The sequence below is a fragment of the Bradyrhizobium sp. NBAIM03 genome (assembly GCF_020194055.1).
Classification (GTDB): domain Bacteria; phylum Pseudomonadota; class Alphaproteobacteria; order Rhizobiales; family Xanthobacteraceae; genus Bradyrhizobium; species Bradyrhizobium yuanmingense.
Map to the genome: position 1 here is coordinate 156,123 of NZ_JADYVS010000016.1, position 16,295 is coordinate 172,417.

Annotated in this window: 15 protein-coding genes and 1 pseudogene; 8 read left to right on the top strand and 8 right to left on the bottom strand. The window is 64.3% G+C overall.

The features are described from left to right. Positions 1–3: 3 nt before the first annotated feature. Positions 4–210, bottom strand: coding sequence for a hemin uptake protein HemP (locus tag I6F21_RS23845; RefSeq protein WP_036022033.1), 207 nt, complete (start codon positions 208–210; stop codon positions 4–6). A gap of 262 nt (positions 211–472) precedes the next feature. Here I6F21_RS23845 and I6F21_RS23850 point away from each other — a divergent pair, with 262 nt between their 5' ends. The 6 genes from I6F21_RS23850 (at position 473) to I6F21_RS23875 (ending at position 5,938) form a co-directional block, all read left to right on the top strand. After that, a complete protein-coding gene (locus tag I6F21_RS23850; protein WP_225183520.1) occupies positions 473–2,866 on the top strand; it encodes a TonB-dependent hemoglobin/transferrin/lactoferrin family receptor in 2,394 nt (797 codons plus the stop codon). A 126-nt stretch (positions 2,867–2,992) separates the two neighbouring features. Then, positions 2,993–3,328, top strand: coding sequence for an antibiotic biosynthesis monooxygenase (locus I6F21_RS23855; protein WP_035998838.1), 336 nt, complete (start codon positions 2,993–2,995; stop codon positions 3,326–3,328). 24 nt (positions 3,329–3,352) lie between these two features. Further along, on the top strand, positions 3,353–3,868 hold the full coding sequence (gene hutX, locus I6F21_RS23860) for a heme utilization cystosolic carrier protein HutX (RefSeq protein ID WP_035998840.1): 516 nt from the start codon (positions 3,353–3,355) through the stop codon (positions 3,866–3,868). Positions 3,869–3,891: 23 nt separating this feature from the next. Then, positions 3,892–4,668, top strand: coding sequence for a tonB-system energizer ExbB (gene exbB / locus I6F21_RS23865; RefSeq protein ID WP_128264129.1), 777 nt, complete (start codon positions 3,892–3,894; stop codon positions 4,666–4,668). Positions 4,669–4,670: 2 nt separating this feature from the next. Further along, positions 4,671–5,111, top strand: coding sequence for a TonB system transport protein ExbD (exbD, locus tag I6F21_RS23870; RefSeq protein ID WP_225183521.1), 441 nt, complete (start codon positions 4,671–4,673; stop codon positions 5,109–5,111). Further along, positions 5,111–5,938 (top strand): energy transducer TonB, encoded by an 828-nt coding sequence (locus I6F21_RS23875; protein ID WP_225183522.1) that lies wholly within the window; start codon positions 5,111–5,113, stop codon positions 5,936–5,938. Before exbD ends, I6F21_RS23875 begins: the two co-directional genes overlap by 1 nt. Positions 5,939–5,998: 60 nt before the next feature. Here I6F21_RS23875 and I6F21_RS23880 read toward each other — a convergent pair whose 3' ends face one another. The 5 genes from I6F21_RS23880 to I6F21_RS23900 all read right to left on the bottom strand — a co-directional run bounded on the left by I6F21_RS23880 (position 5,999) and on the right by I6F21_RS23900 (position 11,956). Beyond that, positions 5,999–7,354, bottom strand: coding sequence for an esterase-like activity of phytase family protein (locus I6F21_RS23880; RefSeq protein WP_225183523.1), 1,356 nt, complete (start codon positions 7,352–7,354; stop codon positions 5,999–6,001). Positions 7,355–7,495: 141 nt separating this feature from the next. Next, positions 7,496–8,338: a carbohydrate ABC transporter permease gene (locus tag I6F21_RS23885; RefSeq protein WP_225112986.1), complete on the bottom strand. Its 843-nt coding sequence runs from the start codon at positions 8,336–8,338 to the stop codon at positions 7,496–7,498. Positions 8,339–8,387: 49 nt separating this feature from the next. After that, a complete protein-coding gene (locus I6F21_RS23890; RefSeq protein ID WP_035998865.1) occupies positions 8,388–9,344 on the bottom strand; it encodes a sugar ABC transporter permease in 957 nt (318 codons plus the stop codon). 141 nt (positions 9,345–9,485) lie between these two features. Next, positions 9,486–10,826, bottom strand: a complete 1,341-nt coding sequence (locus I6F21_RS23895) for an extracellular solute-binding protein (protein WP_057028022.1) — start codon at positions 10,824–10,826, stop codon at positions 9,486–9,488. A gap of 86 nt (positions 10,827–10,912) precedes the next feature. Continuing rightward, positions 10,913–11,956, bottom strand: a complete 1,044-nt coding sequence (locus I6F21_RS23900) for a C-terminal binding protein (protein ID WP_057028021.1) — start codon at positions 11,954–11,956, stop codon at positions 10,913–10,915. A gap of 253 nt (positions 11,957–12,209) precedes the next feature. Between I6F21_RS23900 and I6F21_RS23905 the strand changes: the two genes are divergently transcribed. Further along, entirely contained in the window at positions 12,210–13,895 is a 1,686-nt protein-coding gene (locus I6F21_RS23905) for a methyl-accepting chemotaxis protein (protein WP_225183524.1), read from the top strand. Between the two features lie 120 nt (positions 13,896–14,015). Here I6F21_RS23905 and I6F21_RS23910 read toward each other — a convergent pair whose 3' ends face one another. Then, the gene (locus I6F21_RS23910; RefSeq protein ID WP_035998887.1) at positions 14,016–14,993 is read right to left on the bottom strand and encodes a tripartite tricarboxylate transporter substrate binding protein; all 978 of its coding nucleotides are present in this window, start codon (positions 14,991–14,993) and stop codon (positions 14,016–14,018) included. Between the two features lie 97 nt (positions 14,994–15,090). Then, a complete protein-coding gene (locus I6F21_RS23915) occupies positions 15,091–16,026 on the bottom strand; it encodes a DMT family transporter (protein WP_036022066.1) in 936 nt (311 codons plus the stop codon). A 104-nt stretch (positions 16,027–16,130) separates the two neighbouring features. Here I6F21_RS23915 and I6F21_RS23920 point away from each other — a divergent pair. Further along, a pseudogene (locus tag I6F21_RS23920) lies at positions 16,131–16,295 on the top strand (DUF1330 domain-containing protein); the annotation flags it as partial.

The window sequence follows — 16,295 nt, forward strand, 5'->3', positions numbered from 1 at the left end:
CAGTTACTTCGTCAGGATCAGCTTGTTCTGCGAGGTCAGGCGGAGACGATAGCTGTCCTCGCCATGCGCAATGATGATCTCGCGCTCGGCGGCAAACAGCTCGCGGCTATCGATGCGGCTGCCGCGCATGGTGAGAGTTCGGGTTGCCGCAGAAGGGCTTTGTGCCGGTCCTGCCGCGCTGCCGCTGCTGTCTCCTGATGTGGCTGACATTGTCGGTGTGATGCGCTTTCGAAAGCTGGAGTACCGCCCGTTTGTACAGGTGGCGCCAAGCGCATTCCAACCATCGCAGTTTACAATCGATATAAACTGTAACCCGATGTCATTGACCGTCAGAGTGTTGCCACGTAACCATTTCTGACGGCGGGGAACTCGCCCGCCTCTTGGAACAATCAGCCAGCCAGTCGCTCGCGTTGCGAGCGCGCGCCAGCCAGACGACATCAAAAACTAAAGTGAAGTGCAGGCTGGGGCTGATATGGCTGACGGGGCTAGGTATTCGCGCGCCCTGATTTTGGGCGCGTCGGTGGTTTCAATTGCGGCAATGACGGCGGAGGGCAGTCTCGCGCAGACCGCATCGCCGCAGAGTGAAAACGCGTCGTCGGAAAGGCCGAAGCAGGCCAAGCGCAAGCAGGCGCCGCAAGTTGCGCAGCAGGCCGCGCCGGAGGTGATGAACGCCCGCGCCCAGGCCGGCGGCGCAGCGCCGGTGCAAACGCTCGATGCGATTACGGTCGCGGCAACGAAGACCGAGGAGCGTGCCGTGGATGCGCTGGCACCGGTCAGCGTCGTGACCTCGGCGCAGATCGAGGGACGTCAGGCCAGCACGGTTGGTGACCTCATCTATAATGTGCCGGGCGTATGGGTCCAGAATCGCGGCGACGAGCCGTCGACCTCGATCAACATTCGCGGCCTGCAGGATTTCGGCCGCGTTGCTGTCGTCGTCGATGGCGCGCGGCAGAACTATCAGCGCACAGGCCACTTCGCCAACGGCTCCTTCTTCCTCAATCCGGAGCTGATCAGCGGCATCGACATCGTGCGCGGCCCGACCGCGAACATCTACGGCTCCGGCGCGATCGGCGGCGTGGCCTCGTTCCGCACCAAGGACATCGAGGACGTTGTCCGCGCGGGCGAGCGCTGGGGCGTCGATGTCAAGACTATCCTTGGCAGCAATTATGGTCGCGCACTCGGCTCGGCCTTCGGCGGCGTGCACGTCAATCCGAATGTCGACGTGTTCGCAGGCGGCACCTATTCGACGCAGGAGAGCTACAAGGACGGCACCGGCTTCGAGGTCGCCAATACCGGCAATCGGCTCAGCAGCGGCATCGCCAAGCTGACGGTGCGGCCGGCGGACGGCCACGAGGTCAAGCTCGGCGCCATCTTTCAGGAAGACATCTACAGTCTGGGCCAGCCGCCGCGACGCGCCGGCGATCCCAATTCGACCAATGCGAACGGCACGAACAATCTGAACGGCACGTCCATCTACGCCTCCAACGTGAAGAATTACACCACGACGCTCGGCTGGAAATACTCGCAGCCGGATGATCAGTGGTTCGACTGGGATGCGAAGATCTACTGGAATCGCACCGAGAACGACCAGACTAAGACCAGGCACACCACCACGACGCCGTCAGTTTATTGCGGTGGCGTGCCGGGCAATGCCGTTTCGGGGTGCATCGGGAGCAACCGCGGATATCTGCTCGATACGATCGGTATCGACGTGCACAACACGACACGCTTCGAAACGGGAAGCTGGCGCCACGCGGTGACTTACGGTCTGGATGCGTTCCAGGACAAAGTATCTACCCAGGATAGGACGGGTACCGGCGAAGTGACTACGCCGGGCGGCCAGCGCACGGTGTCTGGCGGCTTCGTGCAGTGGAGGGCGAACTACACCTCGATGCTCGAGGTGATCGGTGCGCTCCGTTACGACAATTATCAGCTTTCCTCGGCATCCTCGTCGTCGGGCGGCGATCGCCTCTCGCCGAAGATCACCGTTGCTCTCGTTCCGACCGCGGTCGTGACCCCCTATGCCAGCTACGCGGAAGGCTATCGGGCGCCCTCGATCACGGAGACGCTGGTGAGCGGGCCACATGCCGGCGCGACGGTCAACGACTCGTTCTTCCGCTGTCCGTCGGGCACGCCGGGACCGGGCGCGGACTCGACCTTCTGCTTCGTGCCCAATCCAAACCTGCGCCCCGAGGTCGGCAAGAACAAGGAGATCGGTTTCAATATCAAGAAGAACGATCTGTTCACGGCGGGCGACACGCTGCGCGGCAAGATCAACGTGTTCCGCAACGACATCAGCGACTTCATCGATCAGGTCGCTTACGGAAACCCGCTCGTGGTCCCGACCGGGCCGCCACCGGCGCCGTCGATCACGGTGCTCCCGTTCCTGCAGTATCAGAACGTGGCGTCCGCGCTCATACAAGGCGTCGAGGCCGAGGCGATGTATGACGCGAACCTGTGGTTCTTCGGCCTCTCCGGGACCTATCAGAGCGGAAAGAATCTGCAGACCGGCTTCGGCCTCTACAGCATTCCGCCGCAGAAGATCACGACGACGGCCGGCGTGCGTCTGCTCGACCGCACCCTCATCCTTTCGATGATGTGGACGTCGGCAATCGCCAACTACGACATCCCCAGGACCTACACGCCCGCGACGTCGTACGATCTCGTCAATCTTTACGCGCAGTATCACCCGACGCCCGCTCTCACGCTCAACTTCTCCGTCGAGAACCTCTTCAATCGCTACTATCGTCCGTACGCCATTCCGGTCGGTAGCACGGGCGACACGCAAAACGACGTGAAGTGGGCGAGCGCCGGTGCTGGGCTCGTGATCAAGGGAGGTCTCAAATACCACTTTGGCGGCACCTGAGGAAGACACCGCAGGTTATGCCTTGCTGATCTCGAAAGCCACGCTGATGCGTCAGCGTGGCTTTCGACCCGTTCTGAAATATCCGGTCGGCAATTGCCGATCTACAAGTCACAGGAGAAAAGTCGAATGTTCATCGCCATGAATCGCTTCCAGGTGAAGCCCGGCTCGGAAGCCGCGTTCGAAACCGTCTGGCGGACCCGTGAGTCCTATCTCGGCAGCATGGCGGGGTTCGTCGAATTCCATCTGCTCAAGGGGCCGGTCGCCGAGGACCACACGCTGTATTCCTCGCATACCGTGTGGGTCGACAAGGCGGCTTTCGAGGCCTGGACGCGCTCGGAGGAATTCCGCCGCGCTCATGCGCGCGCCGACAACAAGACCGGCGAGAGCCTCTATCTCGGTCACCCCAAGTTCGAAGGTTTCGAGGTCATCATGACCGAGCGCAAGGCGAGCGCGGCCGCTTGAGGCGCCGGGGTTGAGGAGCCAGATATGCTGAGCACCGATCTCGCCGACCTCAAGGCGCATATGGCGGACAATCCGGGTGCCGTGATCGAGGACGTCGCGCGCGAGCGCAGCGCCACGCCGCGCGCGGTGATCGAGGCGTTGCCGCCGTCAATGGTGCGCATCGGGAGCGGCGAACATTTTGCCGCCGCCATGCAGGACATCGCGGAATGGGGCGAGGTCACGCTGATCGTCCACACCGATGATGCGATCTTCGAGTTCACCGGGACCATTCCCGCGGGCGAGATCGGCCGCGGCTATTTCAACCTGATGCAGCCAAAGGGCCTGCACGGCCATCTCCGCCACGAGCGCTGCGCGGGAATTGCCTTCGTCGAGCGGCCCTTCATGGGCAAGTCCTCGGCCTTCGTCGCCTTCGTGAACGCCGACGGCGGCATCATGTTCAAGGTCTTCGTCGGCCGCGACGAGACGAGGGCGCTGCGGGCGGATCAGCTGGCGCGGTTCCGGCGGCTCGCGGACCGGATCGCGGCGAAGCTTTCGGCGTGACTTCCATTTGTCGGGAGATCAGGATGCAGAGCAATTCCACGCTAGGGCACGTGATCCTCACAATCGCACTGGCGCTCGTGCCGGCGCCGGCCTTTGCGATCGACGCGGCGCTGTTGCCGCGCAATCTGTCGCCCTGGGGCATGTTCCTCGGTGCCGACATCGTCGTGAAGGTCGTGATGGTCGGGCTTGCCGTTGCCTCGCTGGCGACATGGACGGTCTGGCTCGCCAAGACCATCGAGCTGCGTCGCAAGGGCTCGCTCGCCTTGCAGCGGACGCGCACCCTCGAAGGCAACATGACGCTGGCCGAGGCATCCGCGCGGACCGGCGACGCCCGCGACGCAGTCGCGCAGCTGATTCAGTCCTGCGCCAGGGAGGCCGAGCTCTCCGGCGGCATCCTCGACGACGGTCTGCAGGAGCGCGTCGCGTTGCGGCTGGAGCGGGTCGAGGCGGCGATGTCCAGGCAGATCGCGCGCGGCACCGGCGTGCTCGCGACCATCGGCGCGATCGCGCCGTTCGTCGGTCTGTTCGGCACCGTCTGGGGCATCATGAATTCCTTCATCGGCATCTCCGAGAGCCACACCACCAGTCTGGCGGTGGTCGCGCCCGGCATTGCCGAAGCGTTGCTCGCGACCGCGCTCGGTCTCGTCGCCGCGATTCCGGCGGTGGTGATCTACAATCATCTCGTCCGCGGCATTGCCAATTACCGCGCTTTGCTCGGCGACGCCTCGGCGCAGCTCATGCTGCTGGTGAGCCGCCAGCGCGACCACGGCCATTTCCGTCTGGCGCGGGCAGCGGAGTAGCCATGGCCGTCAAGCTCGGAACATCGAAGCTCGGCTCGCGCGGCGAGACGAGCGATTTCGACGTCACCCACGAGATCAACGTCACGCCGTTCATCGACGTGATGCTGGTGCTCCTGATCATCTTCATGTTGGCCGCACCGCTCGCCACCGTCGACATCGGCGTCGATCTCCCGGCGACCGCCGCCGAGCCGGCACCGCGGCCCGACAAGCCGGTCTTCGTCACCGTCAAGCCGGATCTTTCGATCGCCGTGGGTGAGGATATCGTCGCTCGCGACGGGCTCAGCACCTCGCTCGATGCGGCCACCAGGGGCCGCAAGGACGAGCGCATCTATCTGCGCGCGGACAAGGCCGTCTCCTATGGCGACCTGATGGAGGTGATGAATACCTTGCGCAATGCCGGCTATCTCAAGGTCGCACTGGTCGGCCTCGACGGACGCAGCTGATGACCGCGAACGCCTTTGCCCTGCACCAGCCGGTCGACGAGCGGGAGGGTGCGCGCTGGGGCGCCTCGGCGGCGATGATCGTGGCGTTGCATCTCGGCGCCGCGTTGCTTGCAACGAGCTGGCTGAAGCAGCTGCCGGACGAGGGCGTCAACATGCCGGCCATCCTGATCGACATGACGCCGGAGACTTCGGCACCGCAGTCGACGCCGCTGGACATCGCGCCGGGACCGATGATGCAGCAGGCGGATGCGTCACCGCCCGAGCCGGTGCAGCAGCAGGCTGTCGAGGAAATGATTCCGCCGACACCGCCGCAGGAGCAGCCGGATGTGGTGGCTCCACCGGAACAGAGCCTCAAGCCGAGCCCGTCGGAGCCCGAGGCTGCGAAAGTTACACCCGTGGAGAAGCTCGCCCCGGCGAAGCCCAAGGCGGTCCGCCTCGACGTCCGGAAGCCGTCGGATGCCCTTTCGGCGCCGCGCACCAGCGCACCGCCGCGGGCGGAGCGGCAGGCTCCGCTGGCCTCTGCCGTCAATGCCGGCTCGCTCGCGTCTGCGATGGCGACCTATTATCAGCGCGTCCGCGCGCATCTCATGCGCTTCCACCAGTATCCGACGAGCGCGAATGGCCAGAGGGGCGTGGTCAAGGTGAGCTTCACGCTCGGCCGTAACGGTCAGGTATTGTCCAGCCGCCTCGGCGGCTCCTCGGGCGTCGCAGCGCTCGATGCCCAGGCGATGGCCATGGTGCGCCAGGCCCAACCATTCCCGCCGGTGCCGGCCGAGATCACTTATGCAACCATACCCATCAACGTCCCGGTGATTTTCGGGAAGTAGCCATGGGCAATGACTCTCCCTCCCGCGGAAAAGCGGGAGGGAGAGAGAGCGAGCCTCGCCTCACTTCGCCTTCAGGAAATCCGCGACCTCGAGCAGCACGAACTCGTTGTCGTCGGCCTTGTTGGGATCGCGACTGGAGGAGAACGGCAGGTTGTTGTCGTTGCCGACGATGATGTGGGTGTCGTCGACGCGATCGACGTTCTCGATGGTGAAGAACGGGAAGGTGTAGACGCCGTCGTTGAGCGGCTTCCGCGCCTTCTTGTCGGGATCCCTGATCTTCATCAGGTCGATATAGCCGATCTTGCGCACGGGCTTGCCGACATTGGCGTCGGTCAGCTCGATCTTGTAGACGCGCTTGAACTTGGCGAGGTCGGGGAAGCAGTTCTCGCCGCGCTGGCCTTGCGGGCAGGCCTTGTCGGCGGTGCCCTCGCCATTGTCGCGCTCGATGACGAGGCCGGAGGCCTGGTCGATCATGTTGAAGTCGCCGATGGCGTTGCCGTTCTGCTCGAACACATAGTGCCAGTAGCGGCCGGTGAATTTCTCGGCGGCGACGTCGAATTCGAGGATGCGGGCGGCTTCCTTGCCGTCGACCTTCTCCCACTCCTTCTTCTCCGCGTCCCACAGCGGTCCCTCGAGCAGGCCGTAGAGGAACTTGCCGTCCTTGGACGCGGCGAAGCCCTCATAGCCCTTGGAGCGGCGGAGATTGACGTTGGTATAGGTCGCGCCCGGCGCGGCCGGCGTCCCCACCGCCCAATTGTCGGGCGAGCGCACCGGCTTGCCGTCGGCGACCGTATCGAACACGCCGAGGATTTTGCCTGACTTGTCCGCCTTCAGGACATAGGGGCCGAACTCGTCGCCGATCCAGAAGGTGTCGCCGACGATCTGGAAACCTTCGGTGTCGAAATCGGAGCCGGTGAGATAGCGCTTCTGGGTGTCCTCGTGCACGATGCGGAAGGGGACGCGTTTGTCGGGGTCGTGCAGGAAGATGGTCTCCAGCCGCTCCATCTTGCCGCTGGCCCAGTCCATCTTGTAGCGGTTGAGGTACAGCATCGAATCCGGCGAGTTGGCGCGCGCGCCCATGCCGTTGTCGGTGAGGACCCAGAACGTGCCGTCGGGCATGGTCTTGATGCCGGAATGGCCTTGCAGCGGCTGGCCCTTGAACGGCAGCGACACGCCGGTCGGACGCTCGAAGGACTTGCCCATCACGGTGCCGAGCGCGTCGACCCGCTTGCCGGTGGTATATTTGCCCGCCGCCTTGAGATCGGCGGGGGCATCAGCCGGCGCCTGGATGAAGGTTTCGGCCGGCATCACCGCGTGGCCGGCGAGCTTGGCGGGGAATTCGCCCTCGCTCTGCGCGAGCGCTGTGCTCGCGGTGAGGATGATCGTGGCGACGGTGCAAAGAAAAGTCGCGCGCATGTGCGTCTCCTGTTGGCGGACGCAACGCTTATGCGGATCGCATGTTGCAGTATTGTGAAGCCGGGCCAAAGGCCGCAGCGCTCTTCGCCTCTCCCCGCCTGCAGACCGTGAGAACGGGGAGAGGGGGACGAGAGAGCGGGGCTACTCCTTCACCGCACCCGTCAGCGAAGAGACGTAGTAATCCACGAACAGCGAGTAGAAGATCGCGACCGGGAGCGAGCCGAGCAGCGATCCCGCCATCAGCGCACCCCATTGATAGACGTCGCCGGTGACGAGCTCGGTCAGGATCGCGACCGGCACGGTTTTGTTGGCGCCGCTCTGGATGAAGGCCAGCGCGTAGATGAACTCGTTCCAGGACAGCGTGAAGGAGAAGATGCCGGCCGAGATCAGGCCGGGCACCGCGAGCGGCAGCGTGATCCGGCGCAGGATCTGCAGCCGCGTGGCGCCGTCGACCAGCGCGCATTCCTCGAGCTCGTAAGGAATCGACTTGAAATAGCCGATCAGGAGCCAGGTGCAGAACGGCACCAGGAAGGTCGGATAGACCAGGATCAGGGCCAGCGGCGAGTCGAACAGGCCGAACTGCACGACGACTGTCGCGAGCGGAATGAACAGGATCGACGGCGGCACCAGATAGGCGAGATAGATGCCGAGGCCGACATAGGGGCTGCCGCGGAAGCGCAGGCGCTCGATCGCGTAGGCCGCCAGCGTCGACGCGATCAGCGACAGCGTGGTCGAGCCGATTGCGACCAGCATCGTCGTCTTCAGCCATTGCGGATAGGCGGTGTTGAACAACAGATGCTTGATGTGCGCCAGGGTCGGCGAGGAGATCCAGAACGGGTTGTTGTCCCGGTAGTTCATCAGCTCCGCGTTCGGCTTGAACGAGGTGATCGCCATCCAATAGAACGGAAACAGCAGGATCAGAACGAAGCAGCCGAGCGGCAGGTAGATCATCATCAGCCGCCGCAGCCCGGAATCCCAGGCCATGGTGTCGGGCGGCGCTTTTGCGTCCGCGACGGTCGATTGCGCGACGGTTTCAGTCATTGGCCTCTCCCTGCTGCCATTTGCGGCGTGCTAGGCCGAAATAGGAGAACAGCGTCGCGAACACCAGGAACGGGATCATCGACACCGCGATCGCCGCGCCTTCGCCGAGCTCGCCGCCGGCGATGCCGCGCTGGAACGCCAGCGTCGCCAGCAAATGCGTCGAGTTCACCGGACCGCCGCGGGTAATGGCGTAGACCAGCTGGAAGTCAGTGAAGGTGAAGATGATCGAGAACGTCATGACGATGGCGAGGATCGGCAGCATCATCGGGAAGGTGATGTAGCGGAAGCGCTGCCAGGCGCTGGCGCCGTCCAGCATCGCGGCCTCGTAGAGCGAGGGCGAGATGGTCTGCAAGCCCGCCAGCAGCGAGATCGCGACGAAGGGAATGCCGCGCCAGATGTTGGCGGCGATCAGCGAGAAGCGCGCCGGCCAGGGCGAGCCGAGGAAATCGATATTGCTGTCGCGCCAATGCAGAACGTCGACCAAGAGGTACGAGATGATCGAGAACTGCGGATCGTAGATCCACCAGAACGCCAGCGCCGACAGCACCGTCGGGACGATCCAGGGCAGCAGCACGATGGCGCGCAGCAGGCTCTTGAACGGGAAATGGTTGTTGAGCAGCAGCGCGAGCCAGAAGCCGAGCGCGAATTTTCCGAAGGTCGCCACGGCCGTGTAGAACACGCTGTAGAACACCGCGTTCCACCACAAGGGGTCCGTGAGCAGGTACTGGAAATTCTCGATCCCGACATAGATGCCGCGCCGGCCGATCGTGGTGTCGGTGAAGGCGAGCCAGACGCCGAGGCCGAGCGGGTAGGTCAGGAATACCGTGAGCAGCCCGAGCGCGGGCGCGAGGCACATCACGATCAGGAACGGCTTGTAGTCGAACAGGCGCACGATCCAGTTCGGCTGCCGTTGCGCCAGTGCGTGGGAGGAGAGGGTGGTCACGGACATAGATTGGTTTGTCCCGTCTGAAGTGTCACGACACCGTCATTGCGAGCGAAGCGAAGCAATCCAGTCTGTCTCCGCAGTGATCGTCTGGATTGCGTCGTCGCAAGTGCTCCTCGCAATGACGGCGGCTCTGTCGTCGTCGCTCTACCGCTGTCGCCGGAAGTAGCGCTTGCAGCGCTGCTCGGCTTCGGCGGCCGCGGCCTCCGGCGTGGCGGCGCCTGTGGCGACGGAGGCGCACATCTGAATCAGCACGTAATCGGCGCTGACCGCGCCGGTCGCCGTCGAGATCGGCCCCTTGTAGCCGTCATAGTAAGTGCTGTTCATCGTGTTCTTGAACAGGCTCACCTTCGGATCCTGCGACCACACGGCGGCCTCGGCATAGGCGGCCAGCGGCTGCGACCAATAGCCGGAATTGGCGTTGAGCCACGGCTCGTATTGGTCCTTCTCCAGCATGTACTGCAGGAAGGCCTTGGCGGCATTGGGGTACGGGCTGTGCTTGAACACCATGGCGTTCAGCGTCAGGCCCGCCATCGGCGAGACCTTGGCGAGGCCCTTGGGCAGCAGCTGATGCTCGCTGTCCTCGGCGATGGCCTTGGTGGCCGGATCGTTCTTCAGCGAGAAGTACAGTGAGACGCCGTTGGCCGTCAGCGCGATCTCCTGCGAGGAATAGGCCCGGTTGTTGCTGACGTCGTTCCAGGACGGCGTGCCGGCGATGAAGGTCGGATACAGCTCCTTGACCCAGTTCAGTGCGGCGATCGTCTCTTTGCTGTTGATGGTGACGTTGCCCTCCTCGTCGAGCAGGGAGGCATTGTGCGACCACAGCGCCCAGTTGGCGAAGCCGTTGCCGTCGCCCTTGGCGTTGCCGAGTGCGAAGCCGGCCGGCTTGCCTGCCTTTTGCAGCTTGCGGCAGAGGTCGAGCACGCCGGCATGATCTTCCGGAACCTTGTCGAAGCCGACCGATTGCAGGACCGACTTGCGGTAGATCAGGGGACCTGCGGTGGCGCCGAACGGCAGTCCGATCCAGGACTCGCTCTTGTTCTTCTTGCCGTAGCGTTGCGCCAGCGGCAGCCAGCCGCCGTACTTCTTGCCGAGATAGTCGGCGACGTCGGTGAGCTCGATCAGCTTGTCGATGTAGATGTGAGGCGCGTCGGAGAAGCCGATGATGATATCGGGGCCGGCGCCGGAATTCGAGGTCACCGCGGTCTGCTGGTTGATGTCCTCCCAGCCGACGAAGTCGACCTTGACCTCGACCCCGGTGTCCTTGGTGAACTTTGCCGCATTGGCGCGGAACACGTCCTCGTCCGCCTGGACGAAGCGCACCGGGCGCAGCATGCGCAAGGACGCGCCCTTTTCGATCTCGCGCTTGGGTGCCGGGACGTCGGCAGCCTTGATAGCGGATGTTTGCGCTGCAGCACCGGTGGCCGCGAGCGTTGCAGCGGACAGGCCCAGCGCCAAGGCATCACGACGTGTGATGTCGTTCCTCATCAGTACCTCCCTATGATGTCTCCCTTCCCGGCGTTGATCGCCGGTGAAGGGCCGTTTCGGTCGTGGGCGCTTGCTGCGCCGCCCGCCTAGCTGTTCGGCCCGCGGTCCATGCTGACGGGCTGCCAGCGGCGGAGCGCGGTGTTCTGCAGCACCGACGGATTGACGCAGCTTACCGGCCACATGCCCTGGAGCACCAGTGACAATTCGTAGCCCACCCGGCGCTTGCGCGCCTCGTCGAACCGTGCCGAGGCCGAGGCGACATGGGCGGTCAGGGTCACGTTCTCCATGCCGAGCAGGGGATTGTTGTGCGAGGGCGGCTCCTTTTCCAGCACGTCGAGAGCGGCGTGCGCGATCCAGCCCTCCTGCAGCGCCTTGATCAGGCTCTCCTCGTCCACGGTGGCACCGCGGCCGGTGTTGATGAAGATCGAGCCTTTCTTCATCTGTCGGAAGTGCTTCTCGGTCAGCATGTGATGCACCTCGGGCCGCGCCGGGGCATGCATCGAGACGAAGTCGGATTGCGACAGCACCTCGTTCAGCGTCGCCGGGATCACGCCGTGTTCGTACATCAGCGTTTCCTGGATGAAGGGATCGTAGGCCATCATGCGCAGGCCGAAAGGCGCGGCGCGTCTCGCGACCGCACGCGCAACCCGGCCGAACGAGATGAAGCCGAGCGTCTGGCCCATCAGCCTCGGGATTTTCAGCAGCGCCGGCCGGCCCTCGGCCCAGCGGCCGTCGCGCACCATGCGGTCCTGCTCGACCAGGCGGCGGAAGCCGGCGAGCAGCAGCATCATGGCGTGGTCGGCGACCTCCTCGATGAAGGTGTCAGGAATGTTGGTGACCGGAATGCCGCGGGCCGTGGCGGCCTTGACGTCGACACTGTCGACGCCGACCGAGCCGAGCGTGATCACCTTGCAGCTCTCGAGCGCGTCGATGATCGACTTGGTGATCGGGATGCCCTTGGCGTAGATCGCGTCGGCGTTCTTCGCGGCGGCGATGAACCCGGCCTCGTCGGCGGGCGCCTCGACGATCTCGGCATCGATCGGATCGAGCGCCTCGCGCTCATAGGAATAATCGCTGCCGGCGACCGTGAAGCTCGCACCCTTCGGCGTCACCACCCTGTATTTCGGCATTATCTGCTCCCGATTTGGTTTCTTGTCGTGGTCCGCCTCGACGAGCGGGCCTTTGCGTCTTTTACGCGAAATTCGGGCAAGTGCGTACAATTCACGGTTGTTGCGGGCGAGGTATATTTCCGCTTTTCCGTGCAAGCCCCGGGCTTCTACGGAGGTGCGTAAGTAACTTGCTAAGGGCTCCGCCACTAAGACTTGATTCGAATTTGATCGATCTCGTCGTGCGCCTGTACCCCATCATTGCCGGAGCTAACCTGTGAAGTTGAGCAATCTGAAGATCGTCCAGAAGCTTGGCATTCTCGTCGGCGTCACGCTGTTCGGCCTCTGCATCTCCGGAGTTCTCGCCGGCTATCTGATGAAGCGCGAGATGGTAAATGCGCGCATCGACCAGGCCAAGGCGATCGTCGAGCTGGCGCGCAACTATGCCGCCGCGTTGAAGAAGCGCGTCGATGCCGGCGAGATGACGAAGGACGCCGCGATGGCCGAGCTTCGCCGCTACGGCAACGCGATGACCTATGACAAGGGTGCCGGCTACCTGTTCGGCACGTCCTATGACGGTCTCACCCAGCTTGCGCCCGATCCGAAGGTGATCGGCACCAACCGAATGGACGTCGTGACCAACGGCCGCAAGCTGTCGCTGGAATTGATGAACGGCGTCAAGGCCAACGGCGAGATCCTGCTTCACTATGAATATATGAAGCCCGGCCAGGAAACGCCGATCCGCAAGATCGGTTACGCCGTCGCGGTCCCCGGCTTCGATATGTATCTCGGCACCGGCGCCTATCTGGATGACATCGACGCCAAGATGGGTCCGGTCTACTGGCTGCTCGGCCTGGCTGTGCTAGGCATCGTCATCGTTGCCGGCAGCGTCGCCTGGATGATCGGCCGCAGCATCAGTGTTCCGCTCGGGCTGCTCGGCACCCGGATGCGGGAGCTGGCCGACGGCAAGCTCGAAGGCGACATCCCCGGCGTCGGTCGCGGTGACGAGGTCGGCGCGATGGCTTCAACCGTGCAGATCTTCAAGGACAACGCGGTCCGCATCCGCGACCTCGAGAAGACCGACGCGGACGCCAAGGAACGCGCCGCGGCGGATCGCCGCAGCGCCATGGAGGAGATCGCCAACGATTTCGAGCGCAGCGTCAACGGCATCGTCCGCTCGGTCTCCTCGGCCGCAGCCGGCATGCAGACCACGGCGCAATCGATGACCGCGACCGCCAGCGATGCCTCCTCGCGCGCGGCGACCGTCGGTGCCGCCTCGCAGAAGGCGTCCGGCAATGTTGGCACCGTTGCGGCCGCCGCCGAAGAGTTGTCGAGCTCGGTTGCGGAAATCTCCCGCCAGGTGACGCGCTCGACTGAAGTTGCGAGCCGTGCCGTCAGCGATGCCGAGCGCACCAACGCCACGGTGCAGGAGCTCTCCACCGGTGCCGAGAAGATCGGCGAGGTGGTCAAGCTCATTCACTCGATCGCGGCGCAGACCAACTTGCTCGCGCTCAACGCCACCATCGAGGCGGCGCGTGCCGGCGAGTCCGGCCGCGGCTTCGCCGTGGTCGCCTCCGAGGTCAAGGCGCTCGCCAACCAGACCGCGAAGGCGACCGAGGAGATCTCCGCCCAGGTCGCGGCGATGCAGACCTCGACCAGCGACGCGGTGTCGGCCATCTCCGGCATCACCCAGACGATCGCCGAGATGAGCGAGATCACCGCCGGCATTTCCGCATCGATCGAGCAGCAGGGCGAGGCGACGCGGGAGATCGCCCGCAACATCCAGTCGGTCGCGGCCGGCTCGAGCGAGATCAACGCCCATATCGGCAGCGTCACCTCGGCCGCCGAAGCGACCGGCAGCGCGGCCAGCGATGTGCTCACCAACGCCCGCGAGCTGGACACCCAGTCCGGCGCGCTGCGCGATGCCGTCGATGGCTTCCTCGCCAAGGTCCGCGCGGCGTAAATTCTTACGCTGAATTCGTAGGGTGGGCAAAGACGCGAAGCGTCGTGCCCACCTTTTCTTTTTGAGTACGGTGCGACTCTTCGTGGGCACGCTGCGCTTTGCCCACCCTACGAGACCGTACTACTGCTTCTCGATCTTCGCGTTGGCGATCAGCTTCTCCCACAGCACCAGCTGCTCGTTCACGAAGGTGCCAAGCTGCTCCGGCGTGCCGGAAAAAGCGTCCATGCCGAGCGTGGCGAGCTTGGCCTTGATCTCCGGGTTCTCGATGATCTTGCGGATCTCGGTGTTGAGCCGGGTCACGATTTCCTTCGGCATGCCGGCCGGGCCGAAATAGCCCTGCCAGGACGTGATGTCGAAGTCCGGCACGCCGGCCTCCTGCATCGAGGGCAGGTGTGGCACCAGCGGCGTGCGGTTCTTGGTGGTGACGGCGAGCGCGCGCAGCGCGTTGCCGTTGACATGGGGCAGGCCGGTCAGGATGTCGACGAACATCATCGACACGCGGCCGCCCATGACGTCGTTGAGCGCCGGCGGCGAGCTCTTGTAGGGCACGTGCAGCAGGTCGAGCCCGGCATTGTGCGCGAAGGTCGCGCCCGACACGATCGCCGCCGACGAGCCCGAGGCGTAGCTCAGCTTGCCCGGATTGGCCTTGCCATAGGCCACCAGCTCTCCGACCGTCTTGGCCGGCACCTCGGGATTGATGACCAGCATGAAGGGCAGATCGCCGGTGCGGGCAATCGGGGTGAAATCCTTGACCGGATCGTAAGTGAGGCTCTTGAGCAGATAGGGATTGGCCGAATGCGTAGTGTTGGTCGTCACCAGCAGCGTGTAGCCGTCGGGAGCAGCCTTCGCGACATAGGTCGCGGCAAGCATGCCGTTGGCCCCTGCCTTGTTCTCGATCACGATGGGAACGCCGAGCGCCTGCGACAGATGCTGCGAAATCAGTCGCGTCGTGGTGTCGGTGCCGCTGCCGGCCGCGAAGGGCAGCACCAGCGTGATGTTGCGGCTGGGATAGGTGTCGGCGTGAGCGGTGGATGCTGCCGTGAGGCATAGCGCGGCCGCGGCGACGGTCCGCAGGTTTCGAATCAGCCCTGAAATCATGTCGGTCGTTCCCTCTTTTTGGTTGGCGGGGAACCTAGCTTGTCCAAAGGGGAATCGGAAGATGGCTATAGGTCGTGACCGCGTCCGTCGCGCGGAATTATGTCATCGCCGAGCCCCGGCGCGATGCAAGCACGACCCCGGCGAGCACCAGGGCGTAACCGATCAGGTGGAACGGCTGGAGCTTCTCGCCCAGCAGCACGATCGCCAGCGCCGAGCCGAACACCGGCACCAGATGGAAGAACGGCGCCGCCCGGTTCGGCCCGATCAACGCCACGCCGCGGTTGAAGAAGAGATAGGCGAGTGTGGAGGGGAAGATCAGGATGTAGCCCAGTGTCGCCAGCGTGGTCGCGTCGAATTGCAGCACGCGGCCGCTCGCCGCCTCCCAGATCGCCGTCGGCAGCAGCATCGTCGCGCCGCAGCAGGTGGTGAAGGACAGGAAGGAGAGCTGGTGGATCTTCGGCCGGCGCGGGATGAAGGCCGAGTAGAGCCCGAACGCCACCAGCGAGGAGGCGAACATGATGTCGCCCCTGTTGAAGCTGATGCTTGCCAGCGCCGCGAGGTCGCCGCGCAGGATGATGATCAGCACGCCGAGCAGCGAGATCGCGATGCCGCCGAGCTGCGCGCCGGTCAGCCGCACGCCGAACAGCACCAGCGACCACAGCGCCACGAACAGCGGACCCGCCGACTGGATCAGCAGCGCATTCAGCGCCTCGGTGTATTGCAGCGCCCAGTACGAGATCGCGTTGTTGAAGGCAAAGCCGACCAGCGACAGGAACAGCATCAGGGGCATGCTCTTGCGCAACGCAGGCCAGTCGCGCTTCAGATGCGGCCAGGCGAACGGCAACAGGATCAGGAACACGCCGAACCAGCGGATCGTGGTGATCGTCAGCGGCGGCACATGCGCCCCGACATGGCGCGCGAGCACGATGTTGCCGGCCCAGAACAGCGAGCTAAGGCTGAGCAGCAGATAAGGCTGGTTGTTGAGCCAGCTGGCCGGATTGGCGGCCGGTGGCGCGGGCGAAGCGGTCGTCATGGGCGTTGGATACAACTTGCGCCCGATTGCCGCGATGGCACAAGTCACAGCGCCGCAATGCTACAATGCAGCCGAGCCTTGAGGAGGTGCCATTGGCGGTCAATATGTTGAACATCGAGGGCCTGGAGCGGCTCGATCCGAATGCGCCGGTGGTGATGCTGAACCTGATGCGCTTCCACGCGCGCTCGCTCGATGGCGACGGGTCGGGCTGGGACGCATACTTGCGCTACAGCGCGATCACGGTGCCGATGATCAAGGCGCGCGGCGGC